The sequence below is a fragment of the Micromonospora sp. R311 genome (genome assembly GCF_056780015.1).
In genome coordinates, this window is sequence record NZ_JBSWCE010000039.1 from 22,446 (window position 1) to 40,122 (window position 17,677).

Below are 17,677 nucleotides of genomic sequence, written 5' to 3' on the forward strand. Positions count from 1 at the left end.
CGCGTTCCTGGCGGGGGCACCCCCCGACTACCCGACCCTCCGGGGGCAGTAACACCGGGACATCGGCCGAAATCCGGGATCCGCCGGTGGCGCCGGGACCGGGCGCCACCGGCGGGGTAGGTCAGCGCAGGCCGTTGCGGATGGCCACGCCGACCAGCAGGTCCGGATCGTCGGTGATCACGCCGTCGACGCCGAGGTCGATCACCCGCTGCATCACCCGGGCGTCGTTGACGGTGTACGGGACCACCTTGAGGCCGTACCGGCTCTGCAGGGTCCGCACGTCCGGTCCGTGGAAGTATGCCGGGTTCTCCCGCAGGTACCAGTCGGCGTCCGCCACCGTGCCCTGAGCCGGGTCGTGCACCTGCCAGTTCGCCGACACGGTGCCGGCGCCCACCGCCCGGGTCAGCCGGCCCAGGTCCTGGTACCTCCACCAGTCCAGCCCGCCGGTCCACGGGCTGCGCACCGACGGGTCGCCGTACGCGGCCTGGAGCGAGCACTCGTCGGCGAGGCTGGCGCACTCGGCCGGGCCGTACTGCCAGACCAGGGCGACCGTGCCGATCCGCCGGTTCAGCTTCCGGGCGTAGGTGATGGTCCGCCAGTCGAAGGACTGGATGGTGGCGCGGTCGGTGAAGCCGGCCCGCTCGATCGCGGTGACCAGCTTGCGGGTGAAGCTGGCGTACGGCTCGGTGTCGTCGACCAGCGGGCTGAGCTTCGTCTCGATGTTCAGCCGGACGTCGTCCCGGCCGCTCGCCCTCACCAGCGCGAAGACCTCGTCCAGGGTCGGGATCCGGGCGCCCGGGGCGGGCACCTGCGCGGGCAGTTCGGGCAGGGTCCTGGTGCCGCAGTCGACGGTCCGCAGCTGCGCCAGGGTCAGCTGGTGCACCGGCCTGCCGACGTAGGGGAACTCGGGGTCACCCGGGCGCGCCGGGGCGGTGTCGACACAGTGCGAGCCGTTGACCGTCCGGTCGTGCAGCACCACCAGCGCGCCGTCCTCGGTCACCCCGGTGTCCAGCTCCAGAGTGGAGATCGCCCGGTTCTCCAGCGCGTGCCCGAAGGCGGGCAGGGTGTTCTCCGGCCGGGTCGCCCGGCCGCCCCGGTGCGCCTGGACGTCGAACGGCGAGGCGTACGCCTTCGGCAGCCGGTGGCCGCGCTGCGCGAGCAGGCCGCGCAGCCGGTCCGGGTAGTCGGTGATGATCCCGTCCACGCCGTCGTCGACGAGCTTCGCCATGGTCGGCACGTCGTCCACCGTCCACGGGATCACCTTGATGCCGTAGCGGTGCGCCCGCGCCACCAGCTCCCGGGTGACGTACGGACGGTAGCCGGGGTCGGTGACCGTGCCGTTCTGCGGGAAGCCGTGCACCGGGGAGAACGCGTCGGCGCCGAAGCTGCGGACCGCCCGGATCGGGTCGCCCCCGAAGTCGTCGATGTCCAGCCCGCCCAGCCACGGCGAGGCGCCCGCCCGGCCGGTCTGCAGGAAGTCGTAGTTGGTCAGCGCGACCAGCGGCAGCCGCGGCTCGACCTGGCGCATCCGCATCAGCGCGCCCCAGTCGAAGCTCTGCACGGTCACCTGCCGCAGCAGCCCGGCGCGCCGGATCTCGGCCGCGGTGACCTGCACGAACTGCTCCCGCGGGGCGGTCTCGGCCGGCGCGCCGGCCTCCACCTTGGTCTCCACGTTGAGCGTCACGTCGTCCGCCCGGTAGCGCTTGACCAGCGCGAAGACCTCGCGCAGCAGCGGCATCCGGGCGCCCGGCACGGCGAGCTGGCCGGGCTTGTCGGGCAGCGTCCTCGACCCGCAGTCCAGGGTCCGCACCTGGGCCAGGGTGAGCGTGTTGACGTACCTGCCGACGTACGGGAACTCCGGGTCGCCCGGCGTCACCGGTGCGGTGTCCAGGCACTTGGCGCCGCTGACCTTCCGGTCGTGGGTGACCACGGCCTGCCCGTCCTCGGTGATCTGCACGTCCAGTTCCAGGGTGCTCACCCCGAGCTGGAGGGCGTTGCCGAAGGAGGCGAGGGTGTTCTCCACCCGTAATCCCAGGCCGCCGCGGTGGGCCTGCACGTCGAATGTCCGGTCCGGTCGCGGTTTCGCCTCCGCGGGCACCGCGAGACCGGTCGCCACGGTCGCCGCCGCCAGGGCCGCGACGGCGGTACGGCGTACTGTGCGCACGCTGTCCTCTCTCCCTCCGGCGGGGATCTCCCGCCGGTCCGCCGGTCAGCATGGGCAGCCGGGACGGCCGGGAGGCGAGCGGCGGGAGACACCCCGGTGAACCGGCGGTGGGGGTTTGGCCGGCGGGTCGTCGGGCACGCAGAAAGACCGACGTTTCTGCGAGGTGATGGATCGTGCGTGAGGACGACATGCGACAGGACGCCGCCCGGCGGGCCGAGGAGCGGATCGCCGGCGGGGTGTACGGCGAGGGCGCTCTGGACGAGGTGACGGTGCCCCCCACCGACGTGCAGCGGGTGATCCAGGACGAGGACCCGGACGACCCGGCGCACGCGCCGGTGGACGCCAACGTGCTGCGCGACGGCGGTCCCACCCGCGGTCAGGGCGCGGTCACCACGACCGGCGGCACCGCCGGCCCGGCGAGCGTGCGACGGCTGGCCCGCCAGCCGGAGCGGCACCCGGGCAAGGTCGCCCCGACCACCACCGGCGACGCCACCACGGGCGGCCTGAGCACCCCGACCGGCGGCTCCACCAGCGACCAGTCCACCATCGCCACCGGGCCCGGCAACTCCACCACCGAATAGCCGCGGTAAGCCCGTTGATCATGAGGTTGGCGGCAGTGGACGAGATCCACATCGCCGCCAACCTCATGATCAACACGCCGGACGGGCCGGATGGCGAGGTTAGGGGGTGGGGCGGAGGATGTTTAGGCGTTGGGTGGCGCGGGTGAGGGCTACGTAGAGGTCGCTGCGGCCGCGGGGGGACTCGGCGACGATGCGGTCGGGGTCCACCACCAGGACGCAGTCGAACTCCAGGCCCTTGGCCTGGGCGACGGTCAGCACCACCACCCGGCTCTCCAGCTCCGGGTGCTCGCCCACGGCCGCCTCCGGCAGCGCGGCGGTGACCGCGGCGCCGAGTTCGGCCACCCGGCCGGCCGGCACGATCACCCCGAGCCGGCCGTCGGCCAGCCCGGCGGCCTCCCGGCCCGCCGCGTCGACCAGCTCCGCCGCCAGCCGCGCCGGCGGCACCGCCCGGTCCCACGGCGGGTGCCCGCTCTCCCGTACGGAGCGGGGTGGGCGCAGCGCCGGATCGATCTCGGCCAGCACGTCCGCGGCGACCGCCATGATCTCGGCCGGGGTGCGGTAGCTGACGGTCAGCTCCTCCAGCCGCCAGCGCTGCGCCACGTACGGCTCCAGCGCGTCGGCCCAGGACGGCGTGCCGGCCAGCGCGCCGGTCTGCGCCACGTCCCCGACGATGGTCATCGACCGGCTCGGGCAGCGACGCATCAGCAGCCGCCACGCCATCGGCGACAGCTCCTGCGCCTCGTCCACGATGACGTGCCCGAACGCCCAGCTCCGGTCGGCGGCGGCCCGCTGCGCGGTGGTCAGCCGGTCGACCTCCTCCTGCCGCTCCAGCAGCCGGTCGGCGTCCAGCAGGTCGGTCACGCCGAGGATCTCACCGCCCTCGGCCTCGTCCTCCACGTCGATCGACCGGGAACCCCGGGCGATCTCCAGCACGCCCTCGGCGTACTCGCGTTGCAGCGCCCGGATCCGCTCCCGGCGCGCCGTCGCGGCCCGCTCGTCCTCGCCGAGCAGCTCGGCCGCCTCGTCCAGCAGCGGCACGTCGGCCGGCGTCCAGCCGCCCGGCTCCCGGTGCAGCAGGGCCCGCTCGGCGTCGGTGAGCATCGGCGCGGCGGTGGCGATCCGCTCGGTCGAGGCGTACAGGTCGGCGAGCAGCCGCTGCGGGGTGAGCACCGGCCAGAGCCGGTCCAGCACGGCTCGCACCTCGGGCTCCTCGCGCAGCTCCCGGCGGATCTCCGCGACGTCGGCCTCGTCGAGCAGGTTCTCCCCGCCGAGCGGGTCGGCGCCGATCCGCTCGGCGACCTGGTCGGCCAGCGCGTGCACGATCTCGATGTCGAAGAGCGCCCGAGCCAGGTTGTGCGGCCGCCCGGAACGGCGGGCCCGCTCCCGGGCGGCGCGGACGGTCTCCGGGTCGAGCCGGAGGACCTCCTGCTGCGGAAGCTCGATCTCCAGCGGCTCGTCGGGCACCCACTGCCGGTCCCGCACCGCGGCGGCGAGCACCTCGGTCATCACCAGCCGGCCCTTGAGCGCGGCGGCCTCGGCGCTCTCGGCGCGCCGGGCGCTCACCCCGGGAAAGAGGTCGCCCTGGGTGCGCAGCAGCACGCCGGTCTCGGCCAACGCGGGCAGCACCTGGGAGATGTAGCGCAGGAACGTCGCGTTCGGGCCGACCAGCAGCACGCCGCGGGTGGAGAGTTCCCGGCGGTGGGTGTAGAGCAGGTACGCGGCCCGGTGCAGCGCGACCGCGGTCTTGCCGGTGCCCGGCCCGCCCTGGACCACCAGCACGCCGGGCAGGTCGGCCCGGATGATCCGGTCCTGCTCGGCCTGGATGGTCTCCACGATGTCGCGCATCCGCCCGGTCCGGCCGGCGTTGAGCGCGGCGAGCAGCGAGGCCTCCCCGGTCAGCTCCTCGTGCGCGGTGGGGGAGGCGGTGGCCAGGTCGAGCACCTCGTCGTTGAGCGCGGTCACCTTGCGCTCCCGGGTGCGCAGGTGCCGGCGCCGCCGTACGCCCTGGGGGTTGGCGGCGGTGGCGAGGTAGAAGGCGCGGGCGGCCGGCGCCCGCCAGTCCATCAGCAGCGGGTCGTAGTCACCGCTGGTGTCGAAGATGCCGATCCGGCCGATGTAGTGCCGGGCGCCGTCGTCGGTGTCCAGCCGGCCGAAGCAGAGGCCGTTCTCCACCGCGGAGAACTGCTCCACCTGTTCGGCGTACATCCGCACCGCGCCGTCGCGCTGGGAACGGGCCTGCAACGTGCCGCCGGTCGCGCGCAGTTCCTCGGTCAGCCGCCGGGAGGCCTGCTCGCGCAGCCCGTCCAGCCGGCGGTAGAGCATCGAGACGTACTCCTGCTCGCGACCGATCTCGTCGTCGGGCTGCAATTCACCGGAATCGCCGGAGTGCCTTGACAAGCCGTCTCCCAATTAGTTAGTATCTTCCCCGGAACGGCTTTCTGAGCCGTTCTTTTTGTGTTTGAACTGAGAAAGATACCGCGCGCCGGTCCGCCGGACCAAGCGCTTCGGGCCCGCGCCGCCGTTCCGGTCAGGCCGGTCGGGGGCCCGCGACCGCGAGCCCCCGACCGGCGCCGGTTCAGCCCTTCGCCACCTGGTAGAGCCGTTCCGGGGTGACCGCGCCGGCGAGCAGCCGGCCGTCGTCGGTGAGCAGCACGCTGAACAGCTTCCCGGTCAGCAGCCGCCCGCTGCCCCAGTCGCCGCTGACCTTCTCCAGCGCGTCCAGCACGCCGGCGACCTCGCCCGCCGGGGCCGCGTCCGGCTTGCCGGCGCCGCCCCTGGCCGGGCCGTCGAGCCGGGCGACCACCACGGTGGTCCAGCCCTCGCCGACCGTACGCACCTGCGGCCGCTCGCCCGCGGGCCGCTCGTCCCGGTGCGCGCCCTTCGGCCGCTCCGCCGACTCCTCGGTGACCTTCACCCCGGGCGGCGGGTTGAACGCGAACTGGTCCGGGTCGGGCCGGGCGTAGTCCACCTGGGTGAACGCCATCTCGAACGCCGGCTGGTCGCTGCCGTCGGCGAAGACCTCGAAGCGCAGCGGCACGTGCTCCCGGGCGTCGATGGCGATCCGCACCTGGTGCACCAGCGACGCCGCGTCCCGCGGCGCGAGCACCAGCTCGTACGCGTCCCGCCCGGCCACCGTGGCGGAGCGGCCGACGCTCACCTCGGTGCTCGGGTCGATCGCCGCCAGGGCCCGGTCGGCCGCCTCCTGCGGGGTGGCCGGCAGCTCGGGCGCCGCCGGCTCGTCGGTGCCCTCGGGCAGGGTCCGGTGGGTGGCGGTGTTGCTCCGGCTGTCCCAGGTCCAGACGTCCCGGCCGTTGCGGATGACGTCCTTCTCGCCGAGGGTGTCCAGCAGCGCGACCCGCTGCCGGTCCGGCCCGGAGTGCCAGACCCGCAGCGTGTGGGTGCCGGTCAGCAGGCTGCCCAGCTCGCCGCCGGCCAGGCCGGCCAGCGCGGGCAGGCCCAGGTCGGCGCGCTGCACCACCGTGCCGGACAGCCCCTCCAGGCGGGAGGTCTGCAGGTCGACGAGGAGTTCGGCGGCCGTGCGCGGCGGCAGGCTCGGCTCGGCCTGGGCGGCGAACGTGCCGATCGCGGCACCGCCGCCGATGACGGTCGCGGCGGCGGTCACCGGGACCAGCCAGCGCAGAACGGGACGGCTCTTCAGGACGGACATGTGTGGCACCTCCTGGGCACATCCTGCCCGGTCGACGCTGAGAGGGCGCTGAGGACGGCGGTACGGCCCCTCGTGCGAGGGTGGCACCCTTGACCCGTGCGGTTGCTGGTGGTGGAGGACGAGTCGCGGCTGGCCTCCGCGCTGCAACGGGGGTTGCAGGCCGAGGGGTTCGTGGTGGACGTGGCGGCGACCGGCCCGGCCGGGCTGGACGCGGCGCGGCACGGCGGCTACGACGCGATGATCCTCGACGTCATGCTGCCCGGCCTCTCCGGCTACGAGGTGGTCCGCCGGCTGCGTGCCGAGGAGCGGTGGCTGCCGGTGCTCATGCTCTCGGCCAAGGACGGCGAGTACGACCAGGCCGACGGGCTGGACTGCGGCGCCGACGACTACCTCACCAAGCCGTTCTCGTACGTCGTGCTGCTGGCCCGGCTGCGGGCGCTTCTGCGCCGCGGCGCCCCGGAACGCCCGACGGTGCTCGCGGTGGGCGACCTCACCCTCGACCCGGCCCGGCGCCGGGTGACCCGGGCCGACGCCGAGGTGGAGCTGACCGCCCGGGAGTTCGCGCTGCTGGCCTACCTGATGCGCCGCCCCGGCGAGGTGGTCTCCAAGACCGAACTGCTCGACCACGTCTGGGACGCCGGCATGGAGACCGCGCCGAACGTGGTCGAGGTCTACGTCGGCTACCTGCGGCGCAAGATCGGGCGGGAGCGGCTGGAGACCGTCCGCGGCGCCGGCTACCGGCTCGCCACGTGAGCGACCCCGGACGGCTGCGCGGCCGGCTGCGGGCGGCGTTCGGGCTGCGCGGCCGGCTCATGGTGATCGGCGTGCTCGGCCTCTCGGTCGGGCTGGCGATCGGCGGGCTGGTCCTGCTCGGGGTGCTCCGCTTCGTCCTGCAACGCTCCGTCGACGCCGAGGCGTTCCGCACCGCCGACGCGGTCGCGCTGCTCGCCGCGGAGGACGCGCTGCCCGACCCGCTGCCGGTGGCCGCCGGTCAGACCCGGGTGCAGGTGGTCGACGCCGACGGCCGGGTCCGGGCCGCCTCGATCGACGCCGACCGGCTGGTGCCGATGCTCCGGCCGGAGCGGATCGACCGGGACGCCCGGCAGCGGCTGACCGTGCCGGGGGACCGGGTCGGGCTGCCCGGGCCGGTCCGGGTGGTGGCCGTGCCGGCCGGCACCGCCGCCGACCCGCGCACCGTGCTGGTCGCCCGGTCGATGGCGGACGTGCGGCACAGCACGCACGTGGTCCGCACCATCCTGCTGATCGGCTTCCCGCTGCTGGTGGGCGGCCTCGCCGTGGTCGCCTGGCGGGTGGTCGGCGCGACCCTGCGGCCGGTGGAGGCGCTGCGCCGGGGCGCCGAGGAGATCACCGGACGCGACGGCGGCGGCCGGCTGCCCGTGCCCGCGTCCCGGGACGAGATCCACCGGCTCGCGGTCACCCTCAACGGCATGCTCGGCCGGCTGGAGTCGGCCCGGAACCGGCAGCGCGCCTTCGTCGCGGACGCGGCGCACGAGCTGCGCAGCCCGCTGGCCAACATCCGCACCGAACTGGAGGTGGCGCAACGGCTGGCCGGGCGCACCGACTGGACGGCGGTGTCGACGAACCTGCTCGCCGACACCGAGCGGCTCAGCCGGCTCGTCGACGACCTGCTGCTGCTGGCCCGGCTGGACGAGGCGCCACCGGCGCGGGCCACCGGGCCGGTGGAGCTGGGCGCGCTGCTGGCCGCGGTGGCCGCCCGGTACCCGTTTCCGCCGGTGCGGGTGGCCGCGCCGGCGGCGCCGGTCTGGACGGTCGGCGACCCGGACGAGCTGCACCGGATCCTGGCCAACCTGGTCGACAACGCCGTCCGGCACGCCCGCGCCGAGGTGGTGCTCGCCGCCGGCCCCGCCCCGCCGGCCGACCGGTCCGCGCCGGGCCGCCCGGTGCCGACCCCGGGACTGGACCGGGCCGGCGCGGTCTCCGCGTCGGGCGCGTACCACCTGGTCACGGTGACCGACGACGGGCCGGGCATCCCGGTCGCGGACCGGGAGCGGGTCTTCGACCGGTTCACCCGGCTCGACGACGCCCGGGCCCGCGACGCCGGCGGCACCGGGCTGGGGCTGGCCATCGTCCGCGAACTGGTCCGCCGGGCCGGCGGCACGGTCGAGCTGGCCGACGCCGAGCCGGGGCCCGGGCTGTGCGTGCGGCTGCGGCTACCCGCCCTGCCGGACGAGCCGGCCTGAGCCGGTGCGCGCGGGACCCGGCCGGCCGGAGCCGGAGCGCCGTCAGCGGCGGCGGGTGCAGACCTGTTCGGCCCGGGCCACCGTGTCGGTGGACCAGACCACCGCGACCGTGAAGCAGTAGTCGGTGCTGCGGTTCAGGCCGTAGACGACGAAGGTGGTGGTGCCGGCGGGCAGGTCGGCGAAGGCGGTCTGGGCCTGGCCGGCCCGGCCACCGGAGATCACCACCGGTCCCTCCCCGCCGGCCGGGTAGGTCCAGCTCAACGCGACGTTGTCCCGGTTGTCCCGCAGGGTCACCGCGCCGGGCGGGGTGCCCGGCGGGGCCGCCGCGACCGGGGACGGCGCGGTGGCGGCCGGCGCGGCTCCGGTGGTGGGCGGGGCGGTCGACCCGCCGGTGGCGGCCGGGGGAGCGGGGTCGCCGCCGCCGTCCACCCGGGACACCCCGGCGATGACCGCCGCCGTGCCGAGCAGCACCACGACCACGCCCGCGACGACGAGCAGCAGCAGCCGGTCGGTGCGCCGGCCCGGTTGCCGGTGCACCGGCACGGGCAGCAACCGTGACGGCGGGTACGCCGGATCGGGCCCGGTGTGCCGGGGCACCCGGTGCACCCCGTCGGCCTCGTCGGCCTCGTCGACCTCGTCGACCGGACCGTCGGCCAGCGAGACCACCGACGGGGGCACCGCGCTGCCCGGCCCGTCGTCCAGGGTCTGCTCGGGCGGCCACCAGCCCTGGTCCGCCGCGGCGGTCGGGCCGTCCACCGGCTGCCGGGGCGTCGGCACCGGCGGGTCGGCGGCGTCCGCCGGCGGGGTGGGCCCCTCCGCCGGGTGGTGGCCCGTCGACGGGTGGTAGCCGGTGGAGGGGTGGTAGCCGGTCGAGGGGTGGTAGCCCTCGGGCGGGTGGTAGCCGGTCGAGGGGTGCCAGTCCTCCGGCGGATGCTGGTCGGACGGGTGCCAGTCCTCCGGCGGGTGCGGTTCGGCCGGCCCGTCGCCGGGCGGCGGGGTGCGCGCCGACGGCACCACCGGCCCCTCCCGGCTCACCGGGGCCGCCTCGGCGCAGACGTGGTCGGGGTTCGCCGCCGCCCGGGCCAGCGTGGCCACCTGCGCGGCCAGCGGATCGTCCGCGGGCAGGTGCTGCCGGCACAGCTCCCGGGCCAGCGCCAGGTTGTCGTGCGCCTCGGCGAACTGCCCGCAGTCGCGCTGCATGGCGCCGAGCCGGGCGAGCATCTTGATGCCGCTGGGGTGCCCGTCGCCGTACACCTCGCGGTGCAGCTCCCAGGCGTCCTGGAGCCGGTCCCGGGCCACCTGGCACTGGCCGCGGGCGTACTCCACCGTGGCCAGGTCGGCGTGCGCGGCGAGCACCCGCAGCGACTCCGGCCCGTCCAGGGCGGTCAGCTCGATGATGACCTCCTGGTAGAGCCGGGCGGCCCGGGACCAGCTGCCGACCCGGTGCAGCACCGCCGCCAGGGTCGCCGCCGCGGCCACCGTGCGCTGGTCGGAGCGGCCGTGCAGCCGGGTGGTGGCGGCGTACGCGAAGGCGGCCCAGCCCCGGGCGGAGCGCGGCTCGCCGAGGGCGACCAGCACGCGGGCCTGCAGGCTGGCCGCCTCGGCCAGCTCGGGCGTGGCGTTGGCCGGTCGCGGGTCGGCGTCGGTCAGCGCGTCGGCGAGCAGCCGCTGGGCGCCGGCGAGGTCGCCGGCGGACACCAGGTGGTGCGCCTGATCAGTCAGTTCACCGAAGCCGGAGGGCACGCCCCATCGTGCTCAACCGACGACGGTAAGTACAAGTCCCGCGCCGGAGCGGTTCGGTCAGGATCCGGTCAGGTTCTCGACCAGCGTCTCGCTGATCCGGCGCAGCTGGTCGACCTGGGCCGGGGTCAGCGCGTCGAACAGGTGCTGGCGCACCCCCTCGACGTGCCCGGGCGCGGCGGCGGCGAGGGTGGCGAAGCCCTCCTCGGTGAGCAACGCGACCTGCCCGCGCCGGTCGGTCGGGCACTCCTCGCGGCGGACCCAACCGGCGGCCTCCATCCGGGAGACCGCGTGCGAGAGCCGGCTGCGCGACGAGCCGCTGGCCTCGGCCAGCTCGCTCATCCGCAGCCGCCGCTGGGGCGCCTCGGAGAGCCGGACCAGGATCTCGTAGTACGCGTGCGGCATCCCGGCGTCGCGTTGCAGCTCGCGGTCGAGGGTCTCCATCAGCGCCCGGGAGGCGGTCAGGAAGGCACGCCAGGTGCGCTGCTCGTCCGGGTGCAGCCAGCGGGTCATGGCGGCCATCATACCCCGTTTAGTTGAACGCTCAACCAAATCGCGCTAGCGTCGGGGCATGGGAATCCACCGGCTCAACCACGCCGTCCTCTACGTCAGTGACCTGGCCCGCAGCGTCGCCTTCTACCGCGACGTGCTGGGCTTCCGCCCGGTGGCGATGACCCCGGACGGCTTCCGGGGCGCCACCTTCCTCCAGGCGCCCGACTCCACCAACGACCACGACCTCGGCCTGTTCGAGATCGGCGCCGGCGCCGGCCGCTCCGCCGCGGGCCGCGGCACCGTCGGCCTCTACCACCTGGCCTGGGAGGTGGACACGCTCGACGAGCTGGCCGCCACCGCGCAGCGGCTCGCCGCCGCCGGCGCCCTGGTCGGCAGCTCCGACCACGGCACCACCAAGAGCCTCTACGGGCAGGACCCGGACGGCCTGGAGTTCGAGATCGTCTGGCTGGTGCCGGCCGACCGGCTCGACGACGCCGCGCTGGCCGCCCGGAAGCGGATCGGCCGGCTCGACCTGGACGCCGAGCGGCAGCGCTACGGCGGCCAGACCCGCGGCGGGGTGGGCATCTCCGTCCCCGCCTGAGGTCACCCGGTGGCCCACCGGCCGCGCCGGCCCGCCCCGGTGCGGTAGAACGTCAGCATGCCGACCGACGCCGTCCTGCGCGAGCTGCTCGTCCGACACCTGGAGCACTGGCTGCCGGGGGCGCTGCACCGCGCCCGCCGGGCCACCGTCGCGTACGCGGCGGACGACGCGGGAGGCGCCGAGGCCGCGCTGCGGGTGGTCGCCGAGTACGCCGACCGGCTGCGCGGCCGCCGGCTCACCGTGCTGGTGCTGGCCGCGGGGAGCGGGGACCTGCCGGCCCGGCTCGGCGCCGCCGAGGCGGAGCTGCCGGCCGAGGTGGCCGTGCACCTGGTGCCCGGCACACCCGACCGGCTGCCGGTCGCGCTGAAGGCGGCCGGGGCGGCCGGCGCGCCGACGCTGTCGTTCGTGGACGACCCCACCCCGCCGGATCCGGCCGTGCTGGCCGCCGCGGCGCTCGGACGCCCGGCCGAGCTGCTGCTGCGTACCGCCGCCGACGCCCCGACCCGGGCCGCGCTCGGCGCCGCCGGGTTCCCGCTGGTGACCGAGGTGGACCTGGTCCCGGCCGACGGCTCACCGGCGCGGCGGCTGGCCTTCGCCACCGGTTCGGACAAGAGCCTGGAGGCGTTCAAGGAGGCGCTCTGGGCGGTCGACGAGTACGCCGGGGTCCGCTACCGCGACCCGGCCGACCCCGCCGGGCGGCTGCTGGACATCGCGCTGGACCCCGAGCCCGGCCCGCTGCGCCGGGAACTGCTGGCCGAGCTGCACCGCGCCGGCCCCCGTACGGTCACCGAACTGCGCCGGCACGCGCTCACCTCGACCGTCTACCGCTCCGCCGACGCCGTCCGGGCGCTGACCGGCCTGCTCCACTCCGGAGCGGTCCGCCGCGACCCGGAACACGGCCGGCTCGGCGGCGACGTGGTCGTCACCGCCGTCGAGCCGGCCTGAACCGGCCCTGGACGCCGAGCGGGGTGCCGGTGGTCGCACCGGCACCCCGCTCGACGCCCGGACGTCAGGTCCGGGACTTGTCCTGCTTCCAGGACAGCGGGCCCGGCAGGTCGACGCGGTGCGCCCTGGCCCGCGAGTTCCAGGACCAGCGACCGATCTTGATGCTCCAGGACGAGAAGCCGTTCTCGGTGAAGTTGAGGATGATCGGCCCGTACTTCTTGCGCTTGCGGAACATCAGACCCATCGCGGCGCTCCCTTCGTCACCATTCCCTGCCGTGTCGGAACCGAACATGCCCGCAAGGGCGATTCGCAAAACCCGGCCCGGACGCGGCCGGAGGGCCGGGACCGTCCCTGTTCGACAGAGCCGGACGCGGACGGTTCACCCGTGGGCGAGGCGGGCGGAGGCGGCGGAGGTGACCAGCCCGCCGCGACGGGCGCCGGTGGGTCAGCCGGCCGGGCGGTCGAGCGCCAGGACCCGGGTGACGCTGCCGTCGTCCTCGGCGATGTCCCGCTCGTGGGTGAAGCCGAGCTTGGCCAGCAGCGCCAGCGAGGCGTGGTTGGCGTCGGCGACCGTCGCGTACACCCGGGACAGGCCGAGGGTGTCGAAGCCGTACCCGACCAGGGCCCGGGCCACCTCGGTGCCGAGGCCCGCCCCCCACGCCGGCCTGGCCAGCGCGTAGATGATCTCGTGCCCCGCCACCTGGTCGGTCCGCTTGATCTCGGCGTGCCCGACGTAGCGGCCGTCGCGGCGCACCGCCCAGACGTCGAACAGGTCCGCGGCGTACACCTTGCTGAACACCCGGCCGAAGAGCGCGCCGGCCTCGTCGGCGGTGAGCGGGCCGTCGCCCATGAACCGGGCCGCCTCCGGGTCGGTGAACAGGGCGACGAAGGCCGCGGCGTCGTCGGGTCGGTAGCGCTCCAGCAGCAGCCGGTCGGTGTGCAGGGTGGCGGTGGGCATCAGCGTGGCTCCCGGGCGTCGGGCGGGGCGCTCAACCTACGAACGTGGGCGGGAAGCGGCCACCGGTTATCCCGGGCCGGGACACCTCGTGAACCGTCCGGTGCACCGCGGCGGCGAGGCTCAGCGCCGCCGGGTGGTCGCCGCGTGCGGAGATCCGCACCCGGACATCATGCCCGGCGGGTGCTCGTGAGCGGGTCGGCGGGCGGGCGGGGCCGCACGACCGGCCCGGGGACGGGCTGCTCGCGGGCGGCCCGGAAGGCGCCCGGGCTCACCCCGACCTCGCGGGTGAAGAAGCGGCCGAAGTTCGTCGGCTCGGAGAAGCCGAGGCGGCGGCCGATCCGGGCGATCGGCTCGTCGGTGGCGGCCAGCAGCCGGCTGGCCTGCAGGGCCACCCGCTCGTCGACCACCTGCTTGGCGCTGCGCCCGGTGACCGCGAGGCAGGCCCGGGTGAGCGTCCGCACCGAGCAGCCGACCCGGGCGGCGTAGTCCTCGACCCGGCGGGTGTGCTGGTAGCCGCGCTCGATCTCCCGACAGAGCCGGTGGAAGGTGGCGGTCTCGGCGCGCGGCGCCGGTCGGCCGCCGCTGGGCAGCAGCGCCAGCCGGAGCAGCAGTACGGCGAGCTCGTGGCGGAGCAGGGCGCGGGCGGCCGGCACCCCGCAGTGCCGCTGGCAGTCCACCATGAGCTGGCTGACCTCGGTGATCACCGCGTCCTCGTCCTCGCCGGCCAGTTGCAGCCAGGTCGGCACCGCGTCCGGGTCGATGTCCAGCCCGCGCAGCGCGTCGGCCTCCCAGCGCACCACCGTGGCGTCCAGGTGCGGGCCGGCGCAGCGCAGCACCTGCCCGGCGTGTATCCGCAGCAGGGTGCCGGGCCGGCAGGGCAGCGCCCGGAAGTCCACCTCCGCGGTGCCGTGTCCGCCTGTGGTCAGCACGAGCAGCTCCCGCTCGAGCAGCACCGGGCGCCGCCAGCCGGGGCCCGGGGCGAGGTCACCCAGGGTGAGGGTGTCGATCTCGGCGGGATCGGACGCGCCGGTGGGGTACGACGCCGGGGAGAGCTGACCGGAAGGGACCATCGCCTGCGACGGTAGCCCGAGGCGCCGGCCGGCGCACCTCGACAGCGTCGAGTGCCGTCACACCCGTCGGGTCCCCGACATTCCCCGCGTGAGATCCGTGCCGTGCGGTCAGCCGTGCGAGGTGGGGCGGGGGTTGTCCGGATCCCGGGGGCGGGCTACGTTACCGAGCGGTAGGGCCGACTCGCGATGGGATGGGCATGACGGATCTGTTCTCGGTCGAAGGCAAGACGGTCCTGGTCACCGGTGGCTCGCGGGGGATCGGCCTGATGATCGCCCAGGGCTTCGTCCGGGCCGGCGCACGGGTGATCATCTCGTCCCGCAAGGCCGACGTCTGCGAGCAGGTGGCCAAGGAGCTCTCCGCCGAGGGGCGTTGCGAGGCGATCCCCGCCGACCTGGGCCACGACGCCGGCGCCGAGGGCCTCGCCGCGGCCGTCCGGGACCGGGTCGACCGGCTCGACGTGCTGGTCAACAACGCCGGGGCGACCTGGGGCGCGCCGCTGGAGTCGTACCCGGAGAGCGCGTTCGACAAGCTCTGGGCGGTCAACGTGAAGGCCGTCTTCCGGCTCACCACCGCGCTGCTGCCCGCGCTGCGCGCGTCGGCCAGTGCCGACGACCCGGCCCGGGTGATCAACATCGGCTCGATCGACGGCATCCGGGTGCCCTGGATGGAGGTGTACGCGTACTCCGCCACCAAGGCGGCCGTGCACATGCTCACCCGCAGCCTGGCCCACCAGCTGGCCGGCGAGCAGATCACCGTCAACGCGATCGCGCCGGGGCCGTTCGAGAGCAAGATGATGGCGTTCGCGCTGGACGACCCGGAGTCGCGGGCCGCCATCGAGTCGCAGGTGCCGCTGGGCCGCATCGGCCGGCCGGAGGACATGGCGGGCACCGCGATCTACCTGTCGTCCCGGGCCGGCGCGTACCTGACCGGCGCGGTGATCCCGGTCGACGGCGGCATCACCACCCACGGCTGAGCCCGGCCCGCGGCGGGAGGCCGCCCGCGTACGGCCGGGTGAGCCGGAGCCGCGCGGACTCGGCAGATCCGCGCGGCCCCGTCTGGCCGGTTTGCTCCGGTTTGTCAGCGGCCGGCGAGCAGCCGGTTCACCGCCGTGTCGACGTCCAGGTGCTCGGCCTCCCGGCCGCGCGGGACGACGACGTAGGTCCGCCGCAGGAAGCGCACCAGGACGCTGCGCGGCACCTCGAAGAGGGCGTTGCCGTCGGGTGACGACAGCGCCAGCGCGACGAAGTCCCCGCGCGGGGTGGCCCACGGCCAAACCCGCACGTCGCCGATGCCGGCCGGCTCGTCGAGGCCGGTGACCAGCAGTTCGCGGGCGAAGGACCAGCTCACCGCCTCGCCGCCGGCCGATTCGGCGTGGAACAGGACATGGACCGCATACGGGTCAGCAGGGTCGTAGCGCAGGCTGGCACGCACCGGCAAGGCGGTGGCGTCAGGCGCGACGAGCCTTAGCGACGTCTCGACCTCTACGGTCGTCGGTCGGATGACACTCATGGACGTTCTCCCCCCGGCACCGCTGCGGAACGCGCGTGTCCCGCTTTTTCCCATACTCAGGTGCTACTCCTGGCTACGCTCCGCCATACGCTGACTTCACCCAGTGGTGGGAAGGGGGTCGGAAAGGCCGCCAGAATGTGAGAATTCATGTAGGATTTCCGGTTCTGCCCAGTGCGTGATCCCGCCCGGCATCGGGTGGTTCAGTCGTCGACTTACTCCGGTAACGTCCAGTCGTCGGAAGGGGTGACGGTTCCGCGCGACACTGGGGGTGGAAATGGTCACGAAACGATCCTCAGTGGATCCGATGGCCGCGTCGCGGCCGCCGAACGTCGCGGTCCGAGCAGCCGAAAAGCGGGGGTACGGGGTGCCGATGGAACAGCACGACCGGCACGGTCGGCCGGAGGCCGGGCGCGGGGCGTCCGAGCGCGCCGGCGGCACCGCCGTGGCCGACCGCCGGCCCCGGCCGGGTTGGCGGCAGCGGGTCAGCATGACGCTGGACCTGATCCGCGCGAACCCGACCGGCCGGGTCGCCCTCAAGATCTTCATCGCCGTCGCCGGCGCCCTCGTGGTCACCATCGGCATCGCCCTCATCCCGCTGCCCGGGCCCGGCTGGCTGCTGGTGATCGCCGGGCTGGGCATCTGGGCCGTGGAGTTCCACTGGGCCCGCCGGCTGCTCGGCTTCACCCGGCGACACGTGCACAACTGGACGCAGTGGGTGAAGGACCGGTCACTGGGCGTGCGCTTCCTGCTCGGCTCGGTGGGCCTGGTCTTCGTCGCCACGGTGGTCTGGCTGTCGCTCAAGTACAGCCTCGGCATCGACCTCGTCGCTCGGGCGCTGCACTACCTCGCGACGCACTGACCCCGGATTCGCGGCAGGGGGAGAGGATCAGGTACAGTCATCCGCGCTGAGGGCGATTAGCTCAGCGGGAGAGCGCTTCGTTCACACCGAAGAGGTCACTGGTTCGATCCCAGTATCGCCCACGCAGGTCAAAGGCCATTCCCGGTCGTCGGGGATGGCCTTTTTGCTGCCCGTACAGCAGCGAGGTACAGCAGCGGTCAGCGGGCGGTGACGACCAGGCGAGGTGATGTCGGCCTGTGCTGTTACTTTGCCGGCCGTGAACGATCAGCTGTCGTGGATCGACCGGATCATCGACGTGACCGGATGGCACCACGAGCCTGAGGGCGGGGCCGGCTGGGAGCAGGCGGAGGCCGAGCTCGGCGTCACGCTGCCTAGCGACTTCAAGGAGTTGTGCCGGCGGTTCGTGCCGGGCCTGTTCATGGGGGTCCTTGACCTGCTGCGACCGACCGACGATCACGATTCGACTTCGCTGCTCGGGTGGTGGAACTCCAGCCGGCGTTGGGTGAGCGAGCAGGACGATCCTGCCGCGCGCTTGTACGCCCCGCACGATCTGTACGGGCCCGACAAGGGGTCCGGGCTGATCGAATGGGGTCACGACTCGTCCGGGGGTCAGTACTTCTGGCTGGCGGACCGTTCGGTGGAGTCTGATCGTTGGCCCGTGGTCGCCCGGCACGACCCGCCCCACCCGTGGCACCGGTTCGACATGTCCATGACGGAGTTCGTATACCGCATGCTCGCGGACCCGGAGCTGGAGTCCTTTTCGATGGCCACTTCGACGTGGCGACCGTTCTATCTGCCGTACTGGCAGCCGTTTCCCAGCACCTGAGGAGTGGGACGTTCTCGGCGACCCGAACCGCGAGAACTGAAC

The 17,677-nt window shown here is 74.6% G+C and carries 17 protein-coding genes and 1 tRNA gene; 9 read left to right on the top strand and 9 right to left on the bottom strand.

Annotated elements, in window-relative coordinates; genetic code table 11:
* Positions 1–121: 121 nt before the first annotated feature.
* Entirely contained in the window at positions 122–2,164 is a 2,043-nt protein-coding gene (locus AC1WTP_RS27690) for a glycerophosphodiester phosphodiesterase family protein (RefSeq protein ID WP_481652185.1), read from the bottom strand.
* Positions 2,165–2,337: 173 nt separating this feature from the next.
* Here AC1WTP_RS27690 and AC1WTP_RS27695 point away from each other — a divergent pair, with 173 nt between their 5' ends.
* Entirely contained in the window at positions 2,338–2,745 is a 408-nt protein-coding gene (locus AC1WTP_RS27695; protein WP_447139184.1) for a hypothetical protein, read from the top strand.
* Between the two features lie 99 nt (positions 2,746–2,844).
* On the opposite strand, the gene AC1WTP_RS27700 is transcribed toward AC1WTP_RS27695, so the two are convergent.
* On the bottom strand, positions 2,845–5,067 hold the full coding sequence (locus AC1WTP_RS27700) for a HelD family protein (RefSeq protein WP_481652225.1): 2,223 nt from the start codon (positions 5,065–5,067) through the stop codon (positions 2,845–2,847).
* Between the two features lie 253 nt (positions 5,068–5,320).
* Positions 5,321–6,412: a LolA family protein gene (locus tag AC1WTP_RS27705; protein ID WP_481652186.1), complete on the bottom strand. Its 1,092-nt coding sequence runs from the start codon at positions 6,410–6,412 to the stop codon at positions 5,321–5,323.
* Between the two features lie 96 nt (positions 6,413–6,508).
* Here AC1WTP_RS27705 and AC1WTP_RS27710 point away from each other — a divergent pair, with 96 nt between their 5' ends.
* Both AC1WTP_RS27710 and AC1WTP_RS27715 read left to right on the top strand, forming a co-directional pair.
* Positions 6,509–7,165 carry a response regulator transcription factor gene (locus AC1WTP_RS27710; RefSeq protein WP_481652187.1) on the top strand — a complete coding sequence of 219 codons (657 nt, stop codon included), beginning with the start codon at positions 6,509–6,511 and terminating at the stop codon, positions 7,163–7,165.
* Between the two features lie 59 nt (positions 7,166–7,224).
* The gene (locus AC1WTP_RS27715) at positions 7,225–8,634 is read left to right on the top strand and encodes a sensor histidine kinase (protein ID WP_481652226.1); all 1,410 of its coding nucleotides are present in this window, start codon (positions 7,225–7,227) and stop codon (positions 8,632–8,634) included.
* A 42-nt stretch (positions 8,635–8,676) separates the two neighbouring features.
* On the opposite strand, the gene AC1WTP_RS27720 is transcribed toward AC1WTP_RS27715, so the two are convergent.
* Positions 8,677–10,377 carry a fibronectin type III domain-containing protein gene (locus AC1WTP_RS27720; protein ID WP_481652188.1) on the bottom strand — a complete coding sequence of 567 codons (1,701 nt, stop codon included), beginning with the start codon at positions 10,375–10,377 and terminating at the stop codon, positions 8,677–8,679.
* A 57-nt stretch (positions 10,378–10,434) separates the two neighbouring features.
* Positions 10,435–10,896 (bottom strand): MarR family winged helix-turn-helix transcriptional regulator, encoded by a 462-nt coding sequence (locus tag AC1WTP_RS27725; protein ID WP_481652189.1) that lies wholly within the window; start codon positions 10,894–10,896, stop codon positions 10,435–10,437.
* Positions 10,897–10,945: 49 nt separating this feature from the next.
* On the opposite strand from AC1WTP_RS27725, the gene AC1WTP_RS27730 reads away from it, so the two are divergent.
* Both AC1WTP_RS27730 and AC1WTP_RS27735 read left to right on the top strand, forming a co-directional pair.
* Positions 10,946–11,467 carry a VOC family protein gene (locus AC1WTP_RS27730; protein ID WP_481652190.1) on the top strand — a complete coding sequence of 174 codons (522 nt, stop codon included), beginning with the start codon at positions 10,946–10,948 and terminating at the stop codon, positions 11,465–11,467.
* 57 nt (positions 11,468–11,524) lie between these two features.
* Positions 11,525–12,412, top strand: a complete 888-nt coding sequence (locus AC1WTP_RS27735; RefSeq protein ID WP_481652191.1) for a hypothetical protein — start codon at positions 11,525–11,527, stop codon at positions 12,410–12,412.
* Positions 12,413–12,476: 64 nt separating this feature from the next.
* Here the strand turns inward: AC1WTP_RS27735 and AC1WTP_RS27740 are convergent, their stop codons facing one another.
* From AC1WTP_RS27740 to AC1WTP_RS27750, 3 genes are all read right to left on the bottom strand, one after another.
* Positions 12,477–12,656 carry a DUF4236 domain-containing protein gene (locus tag AC1WTP_RS27740; protein ID WP_155333237.1) on the bottom strand — a complete coding sequence of 60 codons (180 nt, stop codon included), beginning with the start codon at positions 12,654–12,656 and terminating at the stop codon, positions 12,477–12,479.
* Positions 12,657–12,857: 201 nt separating this feature from the next.
* Positions 12,858–13,370, bottom strand: a complete 513-nt coding sequence (locus AC1WTP_RS27745; RefSeq protein WP_481652192.1) for a GNAT family N-acetyltransferase — start codon at positions 13,368–13,370, stop codon at positions 12,858–12,860.
* Between the two features lie 167 nt (positions 13,371–13,537).
* Positions 13,538–14,440, bottom strand: a complete 903-nt coding sequence (locus AC1WTP_RS27750) for a helix-turn-helix transcriptional regulator (RefSeq protein WP_481652193.1) — start codon at positions 14,438–14,440, stop codon at positions 13,538–13,540.
* 197 nt (positions 14,441–14,637) lie between these two features.
* Here AC1WTP_RS27750 and AC1WTP_RS27755 point away from each other — a divergent pair, with 197 nt between their 5' ends.
* On the top strand, positions 14,638–15,414 hold the full coding sequence (locus AC1WTP_RS27755) for a RhlG family 3-oxoacyl-ACP reductase (protein WP_481652194.1): 777 nt from the start codon (positions 14,638–14,640) through the stop codon (positions 15,412–15,414).
* Between the two features lie 104 nt (positions 15,415–15,518).
* On the opposite strand, the gene AC1WTP_RS27760 is transcribed toward AC1WTP_RS27755, so the two are convergent.
* Entirely contained in the window at positions 15,519–15,950 is a 432-nt protein-coding gene (locus tag AC1WTP_RS27760) for an SsgA family sporulation/cell division regulator (protein WP_007457244.1), read from the bottom strand.
* 274 nt (positions 15,951–16,224) lie between these two features.
* Between AC1WTP_RS27760 and AC1WTP_RS27765 the strand changes: the two genes are divergently transcribed.
* The 3 genes from AC1WTP_RS27765 to AC1WTP_RS27775 all read left to right on the top strand — a co-directional run bounded on the left by AC1WTP_RS27765 (position 16,225) and on the right by AC1WTP_RS27775 (position 17,635).
* A complete protein-coding gene (locus tag AC1WTP_RS27765; protein WP_481652195.1) occupies positions 16,225–16,809 on the top strand; it encodes a TIGR02611 family protein in 585 nt (194 codons plus the stop codon).
* Positions 16,810–16,859: 50 nt separating this feature from the next.
* Positions 16,860–16,931: transfer RNA gene (locus AC1WTP_RS27770), tRNA-Val, on the top strand.
* 134 nt (positions 16,932–17,065) lie between these two features.
* Positions 17,066–17,635, top strand: coding sequence for a hypothetical protein (locus AC1WTP_RS27775; protein WP_481652196.1), 570 nt, complete (start codon positions 17,066–17,068; stop codon positions 17,633–17,635).
* Positions 17,636–17,677: the final 42 nt, after the last annotated feature.